The organism is Tropicibacter alexandrii, from assembly GCF_003667315.2.
Taxonomy (GTDB): domain Bacteria; phylum Pseudomonadota; class Alphaproteobacteria; order Rhodobacterales; family Rhodobacteraceae; genus Tropicibacter; species Tropicibacter alexandrii.
The window spans coordinates 58,524-78,643 of record NZ_RCTZ02000012.1; the positions used below are offsets into that span (position 1 = coordinate 58,524).

Consider the following 20,120-nt stretch of genomic DNA (forward strand, 5'->3'; position numbering starts at 1 on the left):
ATTTGAGGAAACGGGCAGTGCCGGTGGCATTGTCGCCGCACAGGCGGACCGGGGCATTTGCGCCTCGAACAGGTTGAGAAGGGTCGAAACGATGGCTGAACTGGTACTGGATTGGAGTTTGCTGGGGTCCTACGGCACGTCGCTGGCCGACAATGGCGGTGGCGTGAGCGCAACGGTGGATACGGGCGGCGTTGCCGTCGATATCTCGTTCGATGCGGCGACCGAAAGCGCGCAGGCCTTCACCTTCAACGCGGAAGGGTATGTCGCCCCGGGCGAGACCTTCTCTGCAACGTCCTTCCTGAAGCTCTTTGGGGATGTGGCGGGCAGCGGCGAGACGCTGACCTCGACCACCGTCCTTGATTTCCGGTCGTCGGACACCGCGCTGTATACCGATCAGGTCCAGAACGTGTCGTTCCGCCTGAACGATATCGACACCGGCACGACAGAAGACGAAGGCGTCGCCGGCTCCGGCTGGGAAGACATCGTCGAGATCAACGCGTTCGACGCGGCTGGCAACCCGGTCTCGGTCACGATCACGCCCGGCGGCGAAATCGACGTGGTAGGCGACGAACTGAGCGGCACCGGCGATGGCGGTTACACCAGCGCGGAGAACTCGGCCCTGGTCGAGATCACCGGCCCGGTTGCACGCATCGAATTCGTCTATTCCAACGGCGATACGTCGAGCCAGCGCGTCCTGCTGTCGGATATCGAGTTCGAGACGGTCGACGTGACCGACGCCACCGATCCGGTCGCGGCAGACGATGCCGGTAGCACCATCGAGGGGACTGCGGTCACCATCGACGTGCGCGGCAACGACACCGACCCGGACAACGCCACCACCGATCTGGTCGTGACCGCTGTCGGCACGCCGCTGAACGGCACCGCCGCCATCGCGGGCGATGGCTCTGTCACCTATACGCCGGATGCGGGCTTTACCGGGACCGACACCTTCACCTACACGATCACCGATCCGGACGGGAACACCGACACGGCCACCGTGACGGTCGAAGTCACCGCCGATCCCGGCGGCGATCCGGTTGCCGTGGACGATACCGGCTCGACCTTTGTGGCGACGCCCGTCACCATCGATGTGCTTGCCAACGACACGGACCCCGACACGCCGCTGACCGACCTGACCGTGTCCGCCGTGGGCACGCCGCTGAACGGCACCGCCGCCATCGCGACCGACGGGACTGTCACCTATACGCCGGATGCAGGCTTTAGCGGCACCGATACGTTCACTTACACGGTCACCGATCCCGAGGGGAACACGGATACCGGTTCGGTTACTGTCACCGTCGGCACCGATCCTGATCCGGGCAGCGACCCGGTTGCCGTCGACGATACCGGCTCGACCGCTGTGGCCACGCCGGTGACCATCGATGTGCGTGCCAATGACACCGATGCCGACACGCCGCTGACCGATCTGACCGTGACCGCCGTCGGCACGCCGCTGAACGGCACCGCCGCCATCGCAGGCGACGGCACTGTCACCTATACGCCGGATGCGGGCTTTACCGGGACCGACACCTTCACCTACACGATCACCGATCCCGGAGGGAACTCGGATACCGGCAGCGTGACCGTCACCGTGTCCGCCGATCCGAACGGCGATCCGGTGGCTGTGGATGACGCGGCCTCGACCCCGATCGGCACCGCCGTCACCATCGAGCCGCTGGTCAACGATACCGATCCCGACGGCGATGCGCTGACCATCGATGCCATCGGCACGCCGCTGAACGGCTCTGCCGTGCTGGGCACCGACCCGGTCACCGGCGCGCAGACCGTGACCTATACGCCGGATGCGGGCTTTACCGGGACCGATACGATTTCCTACACCGTCAGCGACGGCAATGGCGGGTCGGATACCGGCACGATCACCGTTTCGGTCGGTCTGGGAAATACCGACCCGGATGCGGTCGACGATCTGGCCACCACCGCGGTCGGCACCCCGGTCACCATCGATGTGACCGGCAACGACACCGATGCAGATGGCGACACGCTGACCCCGACTTCGGTCACCGACCCGGTCAATGGCTCTGCCGTGATCAACGGGGATGGCGACGTGGTCTATACGCCGGATGCCGGGTTCACTGGCACCGACACCTTCACCTATACCATCTCCGATGGGGCGGGCGGCGAAGATACCGCCACCGTGACCGTGACCGTCGGCGATGACGCAGCCCCCGTGGCCAACCCCGACAGCGCAACCACCGCCGCCGGGACCGAGACCCGCATCTACGTTCTGGGCAACGACACCGACCCCGATGCGCAGCCGCTGACGCTGGTTTCGGCCAGCGATCCGGCCAACGGCACCGCCGTGGTCAACACGTCGGACAACACCGTCTCCTATACGCCGGATGCGGGCTTTACCGGGACTGATACCTTCACCTATGTGGTGACCGATCCCGACGGTAACACCGACACCGCCACCGTGACGGTCGTCGTCGGCGACAATGGCGAGCCGGTCGCAGCCGACGATACCGCCAGCGTGACGCCCGGCGCGTCCACCACGATCACCGTTCTGAGCAACGACACCGACCCGGACGGCGATGCACTGACCGTGACGATCTCGGGGGCGCCGACGAACGGCACCGCCGTGGTCAATGCCGACGGCACCGTGACCTATACGCCGACCGCTGGCTTCTCCGGAGCGGATAGCTTCGAATACACGGTGACCGACCCGGCCGGTGCCACCGATACCGCGACAGTCGCGGTGACGGTTGGCGACAATGGCGCCCCGGTTGCCAATGACGACACCGCGACCACCGATCTCGGCACGCCGGTCACCATTGATCCGACGGCGAACGACACCGATCCGGATGGCGATGACCTGACGGTGACCGCAGTCGGCACGCCGACCAACGGCACGGCGACCATCGTCACCGATCCGACCACCGGCACCCCGGTTGTCCTGTATACGCCTGACGATGGCTTTACCGGCGACGACACCATCCCCTACACCGTTTCGGACGGGAATGGTGGCTTCGATACCGGCGAGATCGTCGTCACCGTGTCTCCGGATGCGAATGACGAGATCGACGCGGATATCTTCCCGGTGGATCCGGCGGACCAGCTTCTGGACCCGTTCAACGGCTTCGACGAAGACGCCGATCCGCTGAACAATGTCGACGTGGTCAACGGCACCTCTGGCGCCGACACGATCTCGACCGGCGACGACGCCGACATCATCACCGCCGGTGCGGGCGATGACGTGGTCGATCCGGGCATCGACGATGACTTCGTCAGCCTAGGGGGCGGGGACGACTCCGTCTTCGACATCCAAGGGGCTGACACGATCCTCGGCGGCGACGGCAATGACACGATCATCGCGGGCTTTGACACCATCCCGGTGCTGACCCCCGATGCCGGTGTCCTGCCGGGCCTGATGTCCGACTACGAAGGCGACAGCGCCAGCTTTGAACTGGGCAATTCCGTCGGCAACCTGCTGAACGGCGTGCACGGCTTCACCGCTGACCCGAACCAGGACGATGGCCGCGACAGCATTCAGGGCAACAACGGCGATGACCTGATCTCGACCGGCGACGACCGCGACACGATCGACGCGGGCCAGGGCGACGACACCGTTGACGGTGGCATCGACGACGACTTCATCACCGGCAACCGGGGCAACGACTCGCTGCTGGGCGGGCATGGCTCGGACACCATCGATGGCGGTGCCGACGATGACTATATCGACGGCTCGAACATCGCCGCGCTGGAGCTGACCGACGACATCGACGTCAACACCGAGAACGACCGTGACATGCTGATCGGTGCGCTGGGCAATGACACGCTGATCGGCGGCGACGACGACGATACGCTGATGGGCGGGTCCGGCAACGACCTGCTCGACGGTGGCATCGACGAAGACAGCCTGATCGGCGGCAATGGCGACGACACGCTGATCGGTGGTCAGGGCGACGACACCCTGTACGGTGGCATGGGTCTGGACAGCATCGATGGCGGCGCGGATGCCGACGTGATCGTGGTCAACTCGGCAGCCGAAGCGGATGGCGAGACGGTGTTCGGTGGCTCCACCGGCAACGACCAGGATACGCTGGACATGAGCCTCGCCGGTGTGCGTGGCGAAGACTGGCGCATCGTCGACGCTGTCACCGACAGCGACGGCAACGGTCTGGACGGCACGGTCGAGTTCCTGAACGATGATCGCGCCGTGATCGGCTCGATGGACTTCTTCAACATCGAGACGATTGTGCCCTGCTTCACGCCCGGCACCCTGATCGCCACGCCGCAGGGCGAGCGTCTGGTCGAAGACCTTCAGGTCGGCGACCGCGTCATCACCCGCGACAACGGCATTCAGGAAATCCGCTGGGTCGGCCGCAAGGACCTGACCGGCTTCGATCTGGCCCGCAAGCCGCATATGAAGCCGATCCTGATCCAGAAGGGCGCGCTGGGCAACAACCTGCCCGAGCATGACATGCTCGTGTCGCCGAACCACCGCGTTCTGGTGGCCAACGACAAGACCGCGCTCTACTTCGAAGAGCGCGAGGTTCTGGTCGCGGCCAAGCATCTGACTGGTCTGGACGGTGTCGACGAGGTCGAGGCAAACGGGGTGGCCTATATCCACTTCATGTTCGACCAGCACGAGGTTGTCCTGTCGAACGGTGCCTGGACCGAAAGCTTCCAGCCCGGCGACTACACCCTGCGCGGCATCGGCAACGCCCAGCGTCAGGAGATTTTCGAACTGTTCCCCGAGCTGGAGCACGCCGAAGGTCTGAACGCCTACGGCTCGGCCCGTCGCTCGCTGAAAAAGCACGAGGCCGCGCTGCTGGTGGGTAAATAAAGTCTAGCCGGAACGGCTCCGGTCCCCGTCTGGGGGCCAACGAACGCAGCCCGTTCCGGCACCGCAGACATATGGACGCCTGTTGGTGGGGACCGGCTGGGGAAGACCATATGCAGACCCTTGAAAGGGTGCGCGGACGGAACGGAAAACGGAAACGGGGCGGAAGGGAAACCTTGCGCCCCGTTTTCGGTTGTCAGGCGACGGGGCGGGATACCGAAAGGTCAGCGCAGCGCACGCAGCAGCTTGCCTTTCTAAGGGAACGACCGCGCCCAGCCCAGAAGTGGAATTTTTGCTCATGAATAAACAGTAGAGTAGTCGCCTTGCGCATTGCGGAGAAAACGTGCTTTCAAGGAGGATAAACCTACGGTCAACAAGGTTAAGTTTATATACTTCGATACCGTAGCGAGTGGGGCTAAGACCGTGAGCACAATTGACGAAGAAGAATTCGGGAAACATATGGCTAGCGCCATTAATGATGGTTTTACCCTAAACCCGCCGGGTTACGAACGGCTATCAGCATGGACACAAATCTTAACGAACTTGGTGCATGCGAAGTTGAACTTTGAACGTTTGTCAAAAGATCAAATGAATCTGGGTGATCTTGAGTGTATTGTTCAGCAGGAGGCGTTTTTTGTCGCTGGCATAATGGCATATTGCCGCTGCTACGCCTCAGCTGGGGCGGGCATTCCCAAATTGGACCCCAAGAAGGTTTACGCTGGTTCCGAAGATGGCTTAGATATTCACAAGAAACTAATGAGTTACCGTAATAAGTTTGCAGCACACTCTGATCACAACGATCTCACGAGGCTGACGCTTGCAGTTAAGGAGAAGGACGACCAAATCATCGTCCGCCACATGATTACAATTGCGATGCCACTTCCAGAAGTTCCCGACTTCATTGAGGCCGTCTCTCAAACGGAACACTTTGTCTCGGCTCGACTGAACCAACAACTCGACAAAATGGGTGACAAGGCAGGAAAAATCATTTTGCTGGATTAAGCGCTTCACTACTCACGCGCAACGCTTTGCAAATTTTCTCTTCACCCTGAGCAACCGTTCAACCATAGCGCGGCTTTGCTGACAGCAGGAGGCAAACCAGACATTGATTGGGGGCAGAGAGTGGAAGTTGCCAATTTCTGCCAAACACAGGGCCTTCTAAAACCCCGGCGCTTTCACGCCGGGATCTTGCCGTCCTGATTTGCGCGCCATGCGTCCCACGCTTCGGGCGTGTCCAGATCGGTCAGGGCGCGTTCGCCGGGTAGGGCGACGCGGCGCAGGCGGTGTTTGTAGGCCTCCAGCACCTTGCGCGCGCCTTGGTCGCCGTCGACTTGCGCCAAGGCCGGAAAGCACTCCGCCGGGAACAGAACCGGGTGGCCGGGGCGGCCGTCGGCGCTAGTGGCTTGGTAGACCATGGGGAAGGGCGTGGCGCGGAAATGTTCGACCATGGTCAGGATGTCCGTGGTCCCCAGATCGGGCATGTCGCCCGGCAGGATCATCAGCGCCTTCATGCCGTCGGGCAGAAAGCTGACGCCCCGCCTCAAAGACGCGGACATGCCCAGATCGGCATCGGGCACCGCAACCAGTTGCACCGGCAGACCGGCGAGGGCCTTGGCCCTTGGGTGGTCGTGATCGGGGACCGTCACTGTCACATGCGCCCCGGTAAAGATGGCCCGCTTCGCCTGTCGGCGCAGCAGGGGGAGGCCGTCGACCTCCTCGATCAGCTTGTCACGGCCGCGCATCCGAGAGGACGCACCAGCGGCGGGGATGAGAATGGCGATGTCTTGCATGCCCTAACTATAACAAATGACAGGCTGACATGCGTGAAATTTTTGCCCGGCTTTGTGTCACTGAAACCGTTTTCATTTTACCATGTGACGTGACTTGGCGTCGATTTCTGCACGTGCAAAGTTTAAATTTTGCACGTGCGAACGTAATATTCATTAATATTCTGCAAGCGCAGCGCAATTATCAGCCACGCATACGGGCTCCGTCCGAATCAAACGGTGGCTGGTCCAGAAGGCGGGCCGGGCGCCGCTCGCCCAAGATCTCGATTTCCGCGGTCAATCCGGGCTGCGCACGGTCGCGCGGGATGAGCGCCAGCGCGATGGACAGCCCCGAGTGATGCGCATAGCCACCCGACGTGCAGAAGCCCTGAACCGTGCCGTCGATCCAGACAGGTTCGTAAGCGTTCACATCCGTATCCTCGGCATCGACGGCAAAGGCCACGAGCGTTCGTTCTGGCGGCACGGCACGCTCGGCCTCGGCGGCAGTACGCCCGATGAACGCCACGTCTTTCTTCCAAGCGATGAACCGGTCCAGCCCGGTCTCGGCGGGGGTATAGTCGGGTGAGAACTCGCGCGCCCAAGAGCCAAAGAACTTGTCCAGACGCAGGCTCATCATCGCGCGCATGCCGAAAGGTTTCATGCCAAACGGCTGACCGGCTGTCCAAAGCGTCTGCCACAACTGCCGCTGCGCCATGGGTTCGCAGTAGATTTCATAGCCCAGATCGCCGGTATAGCTGACGCGCTGCACGAGGCAGTCGGTCATGCCGATGACCATTTTGCGCGCCTCCATGAAGTTCAGATCGGTGGGGGCGCGGGTCACGGCGGCCAAGACCTCGCGCGCCTTCGGCCCCGCGATCTGGAAGCCGTTCACCCGGTCCGAGAGGTTCTCGACCTGCACGCCATCGTCCAGATGCGACAGGAACCAGCGCATGTGATAGGCCTGCGCGCCGTAGCTGGCGGTCAGGCGGAACTCGGTCTCCGACAGGCAGGTGACGGTGAAATCGCCGATGATCCGGCCCTTTTCCGACAGCATCGGGGTCAGCGACATGCGCCCGGGCTGGGGGATGCGCCCGGCCATGATCCGGTCGAGCCATGCGCGCGCATTGCGGCCCGTCACGGCGTATTTGCCGAAGTTATGCACCTCGTTTATGCCGACGCCCTCGCGCACGGCGCGGACTTCGCGGGCGGTGGCGTCCCACGCGTTGCTGCGCCGGAAGGAGGGGGTCTCGTAGCGTGGTTCGCCCTCGGCGGCGAAGTAGTTCACCACCTCCAGCCCGTATTGCTGGCCCCAGACCGCGCCCATCCCGTCGAAGATGTCATACATCGGCGTGGTGCGATTGGGGCGCGCGGCGGGGAGTTCCTCGTTGGGGTAGGACACGCTGAACCGCGTCTGGTAGTTCTCGATCACCTTGGGAAGGGTGTAGCCGGGGCTGATCCAATCGCCAAAGCGGGCCACGTCCATGGCGGCCGTGTCGCGTTCACACTCGCCCTCGACCATCCATTGCGCCAGCATCAGGCCGACGCCGCCGCCCTGTGAAAAGCCCGCCATGACGCCGCAGGCCGACCAATAGCCGCGCAAGCCGGGGATCGGCCCGACCAGCGGGTTGCCATCGGGGGCAAAGGTGAACGGCCCGTGGATCACCGATTTCACCCCGGCGCGTTCCAGCACGGGGAAGCGTTTGAAGGCAAAGGCGATCGAGTCCTCGATCTTGTCGAAATCGTCGGGCAGCAGTTCGTGGCCAAAATTCCACGGCGTGCCATCGACGGCCCAAGGGCGGCAGGGCTGCTCGTAGAAGCCGATGCACAACCCGCGCCCCTCTTGGCGCAAATAGCTTTCGCCCGCCGGGTCCATGACATGGGGGTGCTCGCTGTCGCGTTCGTAGATTTCGGGGGTTTCCTCGGTCACGAGGTACTGGTGCTCCATCGGGTGGAGCGGCAGGTAGACGCCCGCCATGGCACCGACCTCGCGCGCCCAGAGGCCGCCTGCGTTGACCACGTGTTCGGTGTGGATCGTGCCCTTGTCGGTGACCACATCCCACGTGCCATCGGGGCGCTGGTTGGTCTCGATCACCTTGGTGTGGAGGTGAATCTCGGCGCCGCCCATGCGCGCCGCCTTGGCATAGGCGTGGGTGGTGCCGGAGGGGTCCAGATGCCCGTCGAGCGGATCGTAGAGCGCGCCGATGACGCCATCGAGATTGACGATGGGGGCGAGTTTGGCGATCTCCTCCGGGCCGACGATCTCGGTTTCCAGCCCCATGTAGCGGTGCTTGGCGCGTTCCGCGAGCAGCATGTCGAAGCGTTCGCGGTTGTCGGCAAGGGTGATCCCGCCCACATGGTGCAGCCCGCAGGACATCCCGGTGATCTCTTCGAGTTCCTTATAGAGCCGGATCGTATAGCCCTGAAGTGCGGCCATATTGGTGTCGCCGTTCAGCGTGTGAAAGCCGCCCGCCGCGTGCCATGTCGAGCCGCTGGTCAGCTCTGACCGTTCCAGCAGCATCACGTCCGACCAGCCGAGTTTCGTCAGGTGGTACAGGACCGAAGCGCCTACGACGCCGCCTCCGATGACGGCAACGCGGGTGGTGGTTTTCATGGTGGTCTCCCAGATGGTCGTGCGCGCGTGGCGGCGTTTCTTTCGAGTATTTGAAAAGCGAAGAAGCGCAAATCACTTGACCACCAGCGACAGCGTGTGTCGGATTTGGCCTATTTGGGTCGCTCTTGTCGGGGCAGGGTGGGCAGCGACTTGTTGGAGATTCTCATGCGCACACATGCACAGGCGGTGGTCATCGGCGGCGGGGTGATCGGGTGTTCGATCCTGTATCACCTTGCGAAACTCGGATGGTCCGAGGTGGTCCTGCTGGAACGGGACGAATTGACCTCGGGCAGCACATGGCACGCGGCGGCGAATATCCACGGGCTGCATGACAGCACCAATATCTCGCGCCTGCAACACTATACGATGAACCTCTACAAGGAGTTGGAAGCCGAGACCGGGCAGGGCTGCGGCGTGTTCCAGCCGGGGTCGTTGTATCTGGCGCAGACCGAGGCGCGTGAGCATCAGCTGCGGCTTCAGGCGGCGAAGGCGAAGCTGTATGGCATGAACTTCCACGAGATCGGCGTGGATGAGGCAGAGCGCCTGCACCCGCTGGTCGATTTCACCGGCATCCGCTGCATCATGTATGAACCGGATGGTGGCAACGTCGACCCGAGCGGTGTGACGGCGGCTTATGCGGCGGGCGCACGGGCGCGCGGGGCGGAGATCCATCGCTTTACCCCCGTGACGGCGACCGAACAGCAGCCCGACGGCACGTGGATCGTGCGCACGCCCAAGGGCGATATCGCCACGCCGTGGGTGATCAACGCCGCCGGTCTTTGGGGGCGTGAAGTGGCGAAACTGGCGGGGATCGAGCTGCCCTTGCAGCCGACCGAGCATCAGTATTTCGTGACCGAGACGATTGCCGAGATCGCCGCGATGGATCGCCGTCTGCCCTCTGTCGCGGATCGCGATGGCGAATACTACCTGCGCCAAGAGGGGCAGGGCCTGTTGGTGGGCGCCTACGAAAAGGACGTGCGGCTGTGGGCCGAGAACGGCACGCCGCTGGACTTTGCGCATGAGTTGTTCGCCGACGATCTCGACCGGATCGAGGACAACATGATGCGCGCCATCGACCGTGTGCCCTTGATCGGGACGGCGGGGATCAAGCGGGTGATCAACGGCCCGATGATCTGGTCGCCGGACAGCAACGTGCTGCTGGGCCCGGTGCCTGAGCTGACCGGCTACTTCGTGGCGGGCGGCATCATCCCCGGCTTCTCGCAATCGGGGGGCATGGGCCTGATGGCGGCGCAGTGGATCGTCGAGGGGGAGATGCAATACGACATGTTCCCGTGGGACGTGGCGCGCTTTGGGTCTTGGGCGAGCGTCGATTTCACCAAGGCGCGGGTCAAGGACCAGTACGCCCACCGGTTCAAGATCCATTTCCCCGGCGAGGAACGCGCAGCGGGCCGCCCGGCGCGGGTGCGCCCGGTCTATGAGGTGCAGAAGGCCATGGGCGCGGTCTTTGGCCTGAACTATGGCTGGGAACACCCCGCCTATTTCGACGCGGACACGCCGGACAGCGCGGGCTTCACCCGGCAGCCTTGGTTCGATGTGGTCGGGCGCGAGGCGCGGATGCTGCGGGACAACGCGGGCATCATCGACATCTCGAACTTTGCCAAATACCGCGTGACGGGCGCCGGGGCCGAGGATTGGCTGAACGCGCTGTTCGCGAACCGGATGCCGCGCAAAGTTGGGCGGTCCTGCCTGACCCCGCTGATCGGCAAGCGCGGCGGGATTGCGGGGGACTTCACCGTGACCCGCGTGGCCGAGGATGAATTCTGGGTCATCGGCTCGGGCATGGCGGAACGCTATCACCTGCGGTTCTTCAAGGATGTGCCGCTGCCCGAGGGCACGACGGTCACCTCGATGACCGAAGCCATGTGCGGCTTCAACGTCGCCGGGCCGCGCTCGCGCGAGATGTTGCAACGGCTGACCAATACCTCGCTGGCGACGCCGGATTTCCCCTTCATGGCCTCGCAATGGATCGAATTGGCCGGGGTGCGTTGCCTTGCGCTGCGGGTGTCCTTCACTGGCGATCTGGGATGGGAGCTGCATTGCGCCACCGAGGATCAGCCGCGCCTCTACGAGGCGCTGCTGGAGGCGGGCAAGACCGTCGATGCGGGCCCCGTGGGCAGCCGCGCGCTGATGTGTCTGCGGATCGAAAAGGGTTACGGGTCGTGGAGCCGTGAATACAGCCCCGAATACTGGCCGCAGGAGGTCGGGCTGGAGCGTCTGTGCAAGCTGGACAAGGAATTCCTCAACAAGGACGCGCTGTTGAAGGTGATCGACAAACCGGCGCGCGAGCAACTGGTGATCCTTGCGCTGGATGAGGACGCGGTGACCGCCTCGGGTGCGGATGCGACGGGGGGCGAGCCGATCTTTGTCGACGGGAAGGGCATCGGTCGCGTGTCCTCGGGCGGCTACGGCTACGGTGTCGGGCAAAGCCTCGCACTGGGCTATGTCAAGGCCGGAACGGCGCAGCCCGGCGACCGGGTCGAGGTCATGGTGCTGGGCCGACCCCATGGCGCGGTCATCCTGAAAGAACCGCCCTTCGATTCGGAGGGCGCACGCCTGCGTGCCTGACGCTGACGCGGTCCCGCCCTGCGGAAACGGCATGTGGCGGGACCGGTTTGTCGCTTTGGTTGTGCCACGCAGCCTTGCACGCATTGCGCAACCTTGGCGTGATCGCTACGGTGCCAGGACGGAGCCGCTGCGCTGCGTGCGGGGCGGATGACGCTACGTCAGAGATTGTCTTGCTGGCGGTGCTTCTTAACCTCGCGATCCTGATCTTTCAGAGGGCGATTGATGAAGGCTGAGACGGTTTCGACGGAAGAGGCCCGGATATCGGAATTGCGCGCCTACGGTGTGCTCGACACCGCCGCCGAGGCCGATTTCGATGATGTGGTGAACCTCGTTGCGCGGCTGCTGGACGTGCCGGTTGCGCTGGTCAGCCTCGTCGACGAGGACCGGCAATGGTTCAAGGCCCGCTTCGGCTTCGAAGTCGCCGAAACGCCCCTCAATCAGGCGATTTGTGCCCATGCGATCCTTGCGGATGACCTGATGGTGGTGCCCGACACGCTGGAGGACATCCGCACCGCCGACAACCCGCTGTGTTGCGGGGAACTGGCGGATATGAGGTTCTATGCGGGCGCGCCCCTGATCGCCCCGTCCGGCCATCGGCTGGGCACGCTTTGCGTTCTTGACCGCCGCCCGCGCGAACTGACCCCGGTGCAGCACGAGGTCTTGCGGGTCATGGCCGCGCAGGTGATGCGGCAGTTGGACCTGAGACGGGCGCTGGCCGCCGAGGAGGTGCTGCGCAAGGAAATCGACCACCGGGTCAAGAACTCGCTCCAGACCGTCGAGTCGCTGCTCAGGCTCTACAAGACCCGCAGCGCCGACGAACAGACGCGCGCCATTCTGGATGCGGTGGCACGGCGCATTCGGTCGGTTTCGGAGCTGCACCGCGCCCTGTATCAATCGGACACTGTCGATGACCTGCATCTGGACCGCTACCTTGCGGGCATCCTCGCCCTGCTGGAACAGCAGGCCCCCGAAGGGGTGCGGCTGCGCTATGACCTCGCGCCCGCGCTTGCCTCGACGGACGCGGCGCAGGCCGTGGCGGTCATCGTAAGCGAATTCGTGGCCAACACGTTCAAGCATGCCTTCGCGCCGGGACAATCGGGCGAGGTCTTCGTCACCTTGCAGAGCGACGCCAGTGGATTGACCCTGACCTGTCGCGACAATGGCCGGGGTCATACGGTCGAGGGTACAACCGGAACGGGAATAGGTCTGCGCCTGATGGAGGCTGCCGCCGATCAGCTCGGCGCCCGGATCGCGATGGGAAGCGACGGTGCGGGCTACGGCCTGCACCTGCACCTGCCAGCTTAGACTGGCTCTGCTTCGAGCGGGCGCACCTTCAGCTTGGTCACGCGGTTGTTTTCGCGGGCCATGACCTCGAACCGGAACCCGTGGAAGGAAAAGACCTGCCCAGGCGTCGGGATCATCTGCGCCTCGTGGATGACCAGACCGGCCACGGTGTTGGCCTCGTCATCGGGCAGCGTCCAGTCGGTCGCCCGGTTGAAGTCGCGGATCGTCATGGCGCCTTCGATCCAGTAATTGCCGTCCTCGGCCATCTTGATCGTATGGTCGCCATCGGGGTCGAATTCATCGGTGATCTCGCCGACGATCTCCTCGAGGATATCCTCCAGCGTGATCAGCCCCTCGAGCGAGCCGTATTCGTCGACCACCAGCGCGAAATGCGTCCGGCGGCGCAGGAACTGGCGCATCTGGTCGTCCAAGGAGGTGGTATCGGGGATGAAGTAGGGCTTCATCGCGATATCTGTCACCTTGAAGTCCTTGATCACGCTGGCCATCGGCTGGTCCTCGTCGACCAGCTTGTACATGGCGCGCAACAGGTCCTTGGCGTGGACGACACCGATGATGTTTTCGGGATCGTCGCGATAGACGGGCAGGCGGGTGTGGCTGCTTTCAAGACACTGTTCAAGGATTTCCTGCGGGCTGCTATCCGCGTTGATCATCTCGATATTCGAGCGGTGCAGCATGATTTCCTCGACCGTCCGATCGCCAAGATCCAGCGCACCCAGAATCCGGTCACGGTCTTCCTTTTCGACCACGCCCTCGGAATGGCCCAGCTGCAGCGCACCGGCAATCTCCTCGCGCACGGCGAGGATCTGGCTGTCAGGGTCGGTCTTCACGCCGAAAATCCGCAGCACGCCCCGCACCAGCAGGCGGACGGCAGACACAACCGGGGCAAAGACCCGCACGACAACGGAAATCGGCACTGCAACCCGCGCGGCGGCGGTTTCGGGATTGGTGATCGCATAGGTCTTGGGCAGCACCTCGGCAAAGATCAGCACCAGAAGCGTCATGAACAGCGTCGCAAAGGCCACGCCCGACTCGCCGAACAGCCGCGTGAACAGCGCCGTCGCCAGCGAGGTGGCCAAGATATTCACAAGGTTGTTGCCCAGCAGCACCGAGCCGATCAGCCGCTCGTTGTCCTCGGTGATCTTCAGCGCCTTTTCCGCGCCGGTCGATCCCCTGTCCTGCGCAGCCTTCAGCTTGCCCCGTGACGCGGCGGTCAGCGCGGTCTCCGAACCAGAGAAGAATGCGGACAGCAGGATCAACGCCAGAATGGACGAAGACGTGATCCAGAAAGCGGTGTCGAGCATGCGGGCCTCTTGGCTGGGGCAGGGTTTGTGTCACAGCGGTTATGGGGCGCGGGCCCGCCGCCTTCAAGGGGCACGGCCCCCGCGTGCTCGCATATTCGGTGCCGAACGCGCTTCGAACCGGCCCGACGTCGCGTCCCTGCGCAATCCCGGTCTTCTTCTGGCCGAAAATACCGATTTTCTGCGAAGCCTTTCGGCTTGGTGCTCCGCAAGACGGGGCGCACCACCCCCTCCGGTTTTTCTCCCCTGCATCGCGCCGCGCAGCGGCGCGCGGGTCGGCCCGGCGCAGCCGGGGCGAAACCCTAGCCGTCCTTCGCCAGCGGGTGATGATCCAGCACCAGATCGCGTAGGCGTTCATCCAGCACATGGGTATAGATCTCGGTCGTCGCCACATCCGCATGGCCCAAGAGCGTCTGGATCGACCGCAGGTCCGCCCCGTTGGCCAGCAGATGCGTGGCAAAGGCGTGGCGCAGCGTGTGCGGGGTGACCTTTTCCGGCGGGACGCCGGCCTCGACGGCAAAGTCCTTGATCAGCATGTAAAAGGCGTGCCGCGTCAGGTGCCCGGCCTTGCCACGCGATGGAAACAGGAAGGTCGAGGCAGGCTGCCCCTTGGCGGTGGCGGTCTCCTGCTGGTCATCGCGCAGCACCAGCCACGCGGCCAAGGCCGTGCGGGCGGGGGGCGACAGCGGCACCATGCGTTCCTTGCCGCCCTTGCCCTTGACCAGCAGCATGCGCGGGTCGCCCCGCGCCGCCGAGATCGGCAGCGACACCAATTCGCTGACCCGCATGCCGGTGGCGTAAAGCACCTGCATCAGGCAGGCGTTGCGCGCCCGGTCCGCAGGCGTGCGGCCATGCGCTGCGCCCGCGTCCAGCAGGCGGTCGACCTCTTCGACCGAGAGCGTCTTGGGCAGGCGCTTGTCCCGGCCCGGGCCGGAAATCTGCACGGCGGGGTTGTCTTCGCGCAGCCCCTCTTCGAAGGCAAAGCGGTAGAGTTGCTTGATCGCCGACAGCCGCCGCGCCCGCGTCGCGCGGCTGAGTCCGGCAAGGTCGCAATCGATCAGGTAGGCCTCGACATCGTCGCGGCTGGCATCGCCGAAGTCGCGGCCCCGCTCGCCCAGCCAATCCGCTACATGGGCGAGGTCACGCGCATAGGCGGCCAGCGTGTTGGCCGCCGCGCCGCGTTCGGCGGCGATGGCATCCAGAAACAGCGGCACCCAACGCGAAACCTGCATCACAGGGCCCTCTCGGCATCGAGGATCATCAGTTGCAGCGCCGCGCGGCGTGCCGCATCCTCCAGCCCGACGCCGCGCAGGGTCGCCAGCGCATCGGTCAGGTCCTGCCCGTTGCCCTCGGCGCCGCTGGCCAGCAGGCCGAGCGCGCGCAGGATGACCTCGCCAAGGCGCCGCTCGTCAAGCTGAGCGCGCAACACGTCGGGCATGGCCGCCCCGGAAAAGGCCCTTGCCACGGCCTCTGAATGGGGCAGGTCGGTGGCGCCCTCCGGGGCCTCGCCGCGCGCGATGGCGGTCAGAAAGCGGGTTTCGGCATCGCGGTCGCGCGCCCCTTGCGCGAGGTCCTCGTAGCGGTCCGACAAGAACGCGGCGCGGGTGGCGATGCGGGCGGCGCGCCCCTCCAGCCGGGATTGCGACAGGGTGTCGGCATACAGCTCGGCAAAGGGCACCAGCAGGCGGGCGCTGGCCATTTGTGGCCAGAGCGCCTGCAACCGCTGGGACAGCACCCCATTGCCGCGCCCCAGCGCCTCTTCGAAGTCCTGAAACGCCGCCACGCGGTCCCACACCCCGCCCGACGCGGCGGGCTGGCGCTGCGAGTATAATCCCAACAGCCGGTTGGCTGGCAGACTGCCCGCGCGGGCCAGCCGCTCGGCGGCTTCCAACTGGGCACGCCAGCCGGTGTCCCCGCCCAAGTCGAGCACCGAGAATTCCAGCGGCAGCGGGGCCGTGGGCAGTGGCTCGCCAAGCGCCTCGAACAGGCGGAATTCCAGCGGGGTCGGGCGCACGGGGGGCGTCAACGGCGCAGACGCCTCGCTGAGATCGGAATCGAGGAAATGCCACAGCAACTCGGCCTGCCGCGACGAGACCTGCCCGAGCGCCTCGCCGGTCTGCAACAGCAGCGCGGCCTGTTCCCAGTCGCCGCCGCGCGCCGTGCAGAAGATGCGCAAGGCGAAGTCAGTGCTCAGCATCGGCTGCGCGGCCAGCAGACGGCAGACCGGTTCGGTCCGGCCCAGAAGCAGGTTCAAATCGGCCCAGCGTTCGAACAGGCGCGGGTCCTGTGTGCCGGTGATGTCGAGCAGGGCCAGAGCCTCTTCGACGGCGCCCTGTTCGGTCAGCCAGTCGATGCGGTTGGTCAGGTGATCGATTCCGTTGCGCGTGCCGTCGGGCGGCAGCGCCTCGGTCAGCATCAACACGCGCATCAGCGCCCGCGCGGCGGGCACCGGCAGTTCAACGGCGGCGATCAGGTCCGCCAGCGTGTCCGGCGACGAGGCCTGCCACAAATCGACCGGCAGCCCGGTCATGCGCGGGGTCAAGAGCCCGGCAGCCCCGGCCGAGGGCATGTCCAGCGGCATCTCGTCGACCGAGGGCGGTAGCGCGCTTTGCGCCACCGGAGCGTTCTGTGCATGCGCCCAGACCGGCGCCAGTGCCAGCGCCGCCGTCATCGCCGCCTTGCGCGCCCTAGTTCCCATTCAATTCCACCGGCTGGCGTATCTCTGTCTGCGGCGGGCTGAAATCGGCGCCGAAATACGGCCCGACATAGGCATAGGCCACCAGCGCGATGCCGCCCAGCACCAGCAGATAGAACAGCCACTTGATGATGCGTCCCATGGATAGCCTTCCCTGCCTCGTCCTTTTTTCGAACTTATACCTAGCCTTTTCGCTCAGATCACGTCATTCACGCAAGAAATTACCAATGGGCGAAGGATGGCCGATACAGGGGTTCACAACCGTTTGATCCTGCACAAGACCGTGGTCTTTGTCGGGATGATGGGCGCGGGCAAGACCGCCGTGGGGCGCACGCTGGCGGCACAGCTGGGCGTGATGTTTCGCGATTCGGATCACGAGATCGAAGAAGCCGCCAACATGACCATTGCCGAGATCTTTTCGCGCGATGGCGAGCCGTTCTTTCGCCGCAAGGAACATCAGGTCATCGACCGCCTGCTGGACGGGGTGCCGGGCGTGCTGTCGACGGGGGGCGGGGCCTTCATGTCGGCGGAGAACCGCAAGATGATCTCGGACAAGGGGGTGGCGGTTTGGCTGAATGCCGATCTCGACCTGTTGTGGGAACGGGTCCGCCACAAGGACACGCGCCCCTTGCTGCAGACACCCGATCCCTATGGCACGCTCAAGGCGCTGTACGATGTGCGCGTGCCGACCTATGCCGAGGCCGATATCGAGGTGGTGTCCGAGCCGGGCCTGTCGCTGGACGCCATGGGGCGCAAGGTGGCGCAGGCCTTGCTGGAGCAGCGCCCCGACGTTTTGGAGAAGACCGATGGTTGAGATTGTCGAAGTTCCGCTGCCGGGCCGCGAATACGAGGTGCGCATCGGCGCCGGCCTGCTGGCCACGGCGGGCGGACAGATCGCGCCCTTGCTGAAACGCCCGCGCGTGGCCATCGTCAGCGACGAAACCGTGGCGGCGGCGCATCTGGCGACGCTGGAGGCGGCGCTCGATGCCGAGGGGATTGCGCATTCCGCCCTGCGCCTGCCACCGGGCGAGGCCACCAAGGGCTGGCCGCAATTCGAGCGGTGTGTCGAATGGCTGCTCGAGGAAAAGGTGGAACGCCGTGACGTGGTGATCGCGCTCGGCGGCGGGGTGATCGGCGATCTGGTGGGCTTCGCCGCGGCGGTGCTGCGGCGCGGGGTGCGCTTTGTGCAGGTGCCGACCTCGCTTCTGGCGCAAGTCGACAGCTCGGTTGGTGGCAAGACCGGGATCAACGCGCCGCAGGGCAAGAACCTGATCGGCGCCTTTCACCAGCCCGCGATGGTGCTGGCCGATATCGACGTTCTGGACACGCTGACCGAACGCGATTTCCTTGCCGGCTATGGCGAGGTGGTGAAATACGGGCTGCTGGGCGATGCGGCGTTCTTTGACTGGCTTGAGGCCAACGGCGCGCAGGCGGCCCGCGGTGACAAGGCCGCGCGGGCCTATGCGGTGAAGCGGTCGGTGGAAATGAAGGCTGAGATCGTCCTGAGGGACGAGACCGAGCAGGGCGACCGCGCGCTGTTGAACCTTGGCCATACCTTCTGTCATGCGCTGGAAAAGGCGACCGGTTACAGCGACCGCCTGCTGCATGGCGAGGGCGTGGCGATCGGCTGTGCCTTGGCTTTCGAGCTGTCCTCGCGTCTGGGCCTGTGTCCGCAAGAGGACCCGAGCCGCGTCCGCGCCCACCTGAAGGCGATGGGCATGAAATGCGATCTGGCCGACATTGCCGGTGACCTGCCCGGCGCCGAGACGCTGCTGGACCTGATGGGACAGGACAAGAAGGTGATCGACGGCCAGCTGCGCTTTATCCTTGCGCGCGGGATCGGTGATAGCTTCGTCACCTCGGAGGTGCCGCGTGATGCGGTGCTGAACTTGTTGCAGGAGCAGCTCGCGTCCCGGGCTTGACCCGGGACCTCGCCCTCGGGTTCGGCCATGAGGTCCCGGGTCACGCCCGGGACAGGGTTACGCCCGCGCCCGCAGCACCATCAATTCGCCGACATTCTCGCGGGTGGTATAGCCCAGCACGACGCCGTGCCGGTCGATGGCGGCGATGGCGGGGGCATTGTCCAAAGCATCCAGAACCTCTTGCAGCGGCGTGGCCAGCGGCAATTGCGGCACGTCGACCATGATCTCGGCCACGGGATGGGTGTTGAGCCCCTCGGCCATGGCCTTGAACAGGGCTTGGCGCGTCAGGAACCCCGCAAGGCGCCCGTCGGTATCGAGAACCGGGAATTCGTGTTGCGTGGTGCGGATCAGGGTTTGGGCGGCCACGTGCAGCGGATCGTCGGGCGCGAGGCTTTCATAGGCGGTGATGACCGCGTCGCGCAGGTGCAGGTCGCGGGCAATGTCGCGGCTGGCCACCGCGTTGGATTCGCCCTGCGCGGCGAGAAAGATGAACACCGCGATCAGGATCAGGATCAGGTTGCCGGATGTCAGCCCCCACAGTCCGAACAGGAAGGCCGCAACTTGTCCGATGGCAGCGGCGATGCGCGTGGCCTGCACCCGGTTCATGCGGCTGGCCAGCACGGCGCGCAACACGCGCCCGCCATCCATGGGAAAGGCCGGGATCAGGTTGAAGAGCGCGAGGAACAGGTTGACCGCCGCCAGCCGCCCCATGAAGTCGCGGGTGGTCGTCGGGTCGGTCAGCGTGTCGGCGTCGATGGTCGCGCCAAGGCCCATGAGGATGGCGTAGATCACAAGGTTCACCGCAGGACCGGCCAGCGCCACGGCGATCTCTTGGCTGGGCTTCTCGGGCATGCGCTCCATCCGGGCCATGCCGCCGATGGGCAACAGGGTGATGTCCGGTGTGCGGATGCCAAAGCGCCGTCCCATCAGGGCATGCCCGTATTCATGCGCCACGACGCAGGCGAACAGCGCGAGGATGAACAGCGTGCTGGAGGCCGCAGCGGCTGCGCCGCCTGCAGACCAGGCGCTAGCGGCGATCCAGGCCAGCAGCAGAAAGAACGTGGCATGCACGCGCAATTCCGAGCCAAGCAGGCGACCGATGGGGAAAGACCAGGACATGCGTTACTCCGTCT

Annotated in this window: 13 protein-coding genes; 6 read left to right on the plus strand and 7 right to left on the minus strand. The window is 64.7% G+C overall.

The window, feature by feature from the left end; translation table 11 throughout:
- Nucleotides 1-91 precede the first annotated feature (91 nt).
- Entirely contained in the window at nt 92-4,807 is a 4,716-nt protein-coding gene (locus tag D8Z78_RS15560; protein ID WP_121631823.1) for an Ig-like domain-containing protein, read from the plus strand.
- A 420-nt stretch (nt 4,808-5,227) separates the two neighbouring features.
- A complete protein-coding gene (locus D8Z78_RS15565) occupies nt 5,228-5,806 on the plus strand; it encodes a hypothetical protein (RefSeq protein WP_128910799.1) in 579 nt (192 codons plus the stop codon).
- Nucleotides 5,807-5,979: 173 nt separating this feature from the next.
- Here the strand turns inward: D8Z78_RS15565 and D8Z78_RS15570 are convergent, their stop codons facing one another.
- On the minus strand, nt 5,980-6,594 hold the full coding sequence (locus D8Z78_RS15570) for a nucleotidyltransferase family protein (RefSeq protein WP_121631825.1): 615 nt from the start codon (nt 6,592-6,594) through the stop codon (nt 5,980-5,982).
- A gap of 181 nt (nt 6,595-6,775) precedes the next feature.
- Nucleotides 6,776-9,181, minus strand: a complete 2,406-nt coding sequence (locus D8Z78_RS15575; RefSeq protein ID WP_121631826.1) for a GcvT family protein — start codon at nt 9,179-9,181, stop codon at nt 6,776-6,778.
- A 165-nt stretch (nt 9,182-9,346) separates the two neighbouring features.
- Here D8Z78_RS15575 and D8Z78_RS15580 point away from each other — a divergent pair, with 165 nt between their 5' ends.
- A complete protein-coding gene (locus tag D8Z78_RS15580) occupies nt 9,347-11,767 on the plus strand; it encodes a GcvT family protein (RefSeq protein WP_121631827.1) in 2,421 nt (806 codons plus the stop codon).
- Between the two features lie 222 nt (nt 11,768-11,989).
- Nucleotides 11,990-13,072, plus strand: coding sequence for a sensor histidine kinase (locus D8Z78_RS15585; protein ID WP_121631828.1), 1,083 nt, complete (start codon nt 11,990-11,992; stop codon nt 13,070-13,072).
- Here D8Z78_RS15585 and D8Z78_RS15590 read toward each other — a convergent pair.
- The 4 genes from D8Z78_RS15590 to D8Z78_RS24675 all read right to left on the minus strand — a co-directional run bounded on the left by D8Z78_RS15590 (nt 13,069) and on the right by D8Z78_RS24675 (nt 17,207).
- The gene (locus D8Z78_RS15590) at nt 13,069-14,373 is read right to left on the minus strand and encodes an HlyC/CorC family transporter (RefSeq protein WP_121631829.1); all 1,305 of its coding nucleotides are present in this window, start codon (nt 14,371-14,373) and stop codon (nt 13,069-13,071) included. The genes D8Z78_RS15585 and D8Z78_RS15590 overlap by 4 nt on opposite strands.
- Nucleotides 14,374-14,672: 299 nt before the next feature.
- Nucleotides 14,673-15,602 (minus strand): tyrosine recombinase, encoded by a 930-nt coding sequence (locus D8Z78_RS15595; RefSeq protein ID WP_121631830.1) that lies wholly within the window; start codon nt 15,600-15,602, stop codon nt 14,673-14,675.
- On the minus strand, nt 15,602-17,068 hold the full coding sequence (locus D8Z78_RS15600) for a hypothetical protein (RefSeq protein WP_128910800.1): 1,467 nt from the start codon (nt 17,066-17,068) through the stop codon (nt 15,602-15,604). Before D8Z78_RS15600 ends, D8Z78_RS15595 begins: the two co-directional genes overlap by 1 nt.
- Nucleotides 17,058-17,207, minus strand: coding sequence for a hypothetical protein (locus D8Z78_RS24675; RefSeq protein ID WP_164932985.1), 150 nt, complete (start codon nt 17,205-17,207; stop codon nt 17,058-17,060). Before D8Z78_RS24675 ends, D8Z78_RS15600 begins: the two co-directional genes overlap by 11 nt.
- A 96-nt stretch (nt 17,208-17,303) precedes the next feature.
- On the opposite strand from D8Z78_RS24675, the gene D8Z78_RS15605 reads away from it, so the two are divergent.
- Nucleotides 17,304-17,879, plus strand: a complete 576-nt coding sequence (locus D8Z78_RS15605; protein ID WP_121631832.1) for a shikimate kinase — start codon at nt 17,304-17,306, stop codon at nt 17,877-17,879.
- On the plus strand, nt 17,872-18,987 hold the full coding sequence (gene aroB, locus D8Z78_RS15610; protein WP_121631833.1) for a 3-dehydroquinate synthase: 1,116 nt from the start codon (nt 17,872-17,874) through the stop codon (nt 18,985-18,987). The genes D8Z78_RS15605 and aroB overlap by 8 nt, the downstream gene beginning before the upstream one ends.
- Before the next feature lie 57 nt (nt 18,988-19,044).
- On the opposite strand, the gene D8Z78_RS15615 is transcribed toward aroB, so the two are convergent.
- A complete protein-coding gene (locus D8Z78_RS15615) occupies nt 19,045-20,106 on the minus strand; it encodes a site-2 protease family protein (protein WP_121631834.1) in 1,062 nt (353 codons plus the stop codon).
- Nucleotides 20,107-20,120: the final 14 nt, after the last annotated feature.

Bases quoted from the DNA above. Each gene is read 5' to 3' on its own strand.
- D8Z78_RS15580 (WP_121631827.1), top strand. From the start codon at position 9,347: ATGCGCACACATGCACAGGCGGTGGTCATCGGCGGCGGGGTGATCGGG.
- D8Z78_RS15570 (WP_121631825.1), bottom strand. From the start codon at position 6,594: ATGCAAGACATCGCCATTCTCATCCCCGCCGCTGGTGCGTCCTCTCGG.
- D8Z78_RS15595 (WP_121631830.1), bottom strand. From the start codon at position 15,602: ATGCAGGTTTCGCGTTGGGTGCCGCTGTTTCTGGATGCCATCGCCGCC.
- D8Z78_RS15615 (WP_121631834.1), bottom strand. From the start codon at position 20,106: ATGTCCTGGTCTTTCCCCATCGGTCGCCTGCTTGGCTCGGAATTGCGC.
- D8Z78_RS15590 (WP_121631829.1), bottom strand. From the start codon at position 14,373: ATGCTCGACACCGCTTTCTGGATCACGTCTTCGTCCATTCTGGCGTTG.
- D8Z78_RS15605 (WP_121631832.1), top strand. From the start codon at position 17,304: ATGGCCGATACAGGGGTTCACAACCGTTTGATCCTGCACAAGACCGTG.
- D8Z78_RS15575 (WP_121631826.1), bottom strand. From the start codon at position 9,181: ATGAAAACCACCACCCGCGTTGCCGTCATCGGAGGCGGCGTCGTAGGC.
- D8Z78_RS24675 (WP_164932985.1), bottom strand. From the start codon at position 17,207: ATGGGACGCATCATCAAGTGGCTGTTCTATCTGCTGGTGCTGGGCGGC.
- D8Z78_RS15585 (WP_121631828.1), top strand. From the start codon at position 11,990: ATGAAGGCTGAGACGGTTTCGACGGAAGAGGCCCGGATATCGGAATTG.
- aroB (WP_121631833.1), top strand. From the start codon at position 17,872: ATGGTTGAGATTGTCGAAGTTCCGCTGCCGGGCCGCGAATACGAGGTG.
- D8Z78_RS15560 (WP_121631823.1), top strand. From the start codon at position 92: ATGGCTGAACTGGTACTGGATTGGAGTTTGCTGGGGTCCTACGGCACG.
- D8Z78_RS15600 (WP_128910800.1), bottom strand. From the start codon at position 17,068: ATGGGAACTAGGGCGCGCAAGGCGGCGATGACGGCGGCGCTGGCACTG.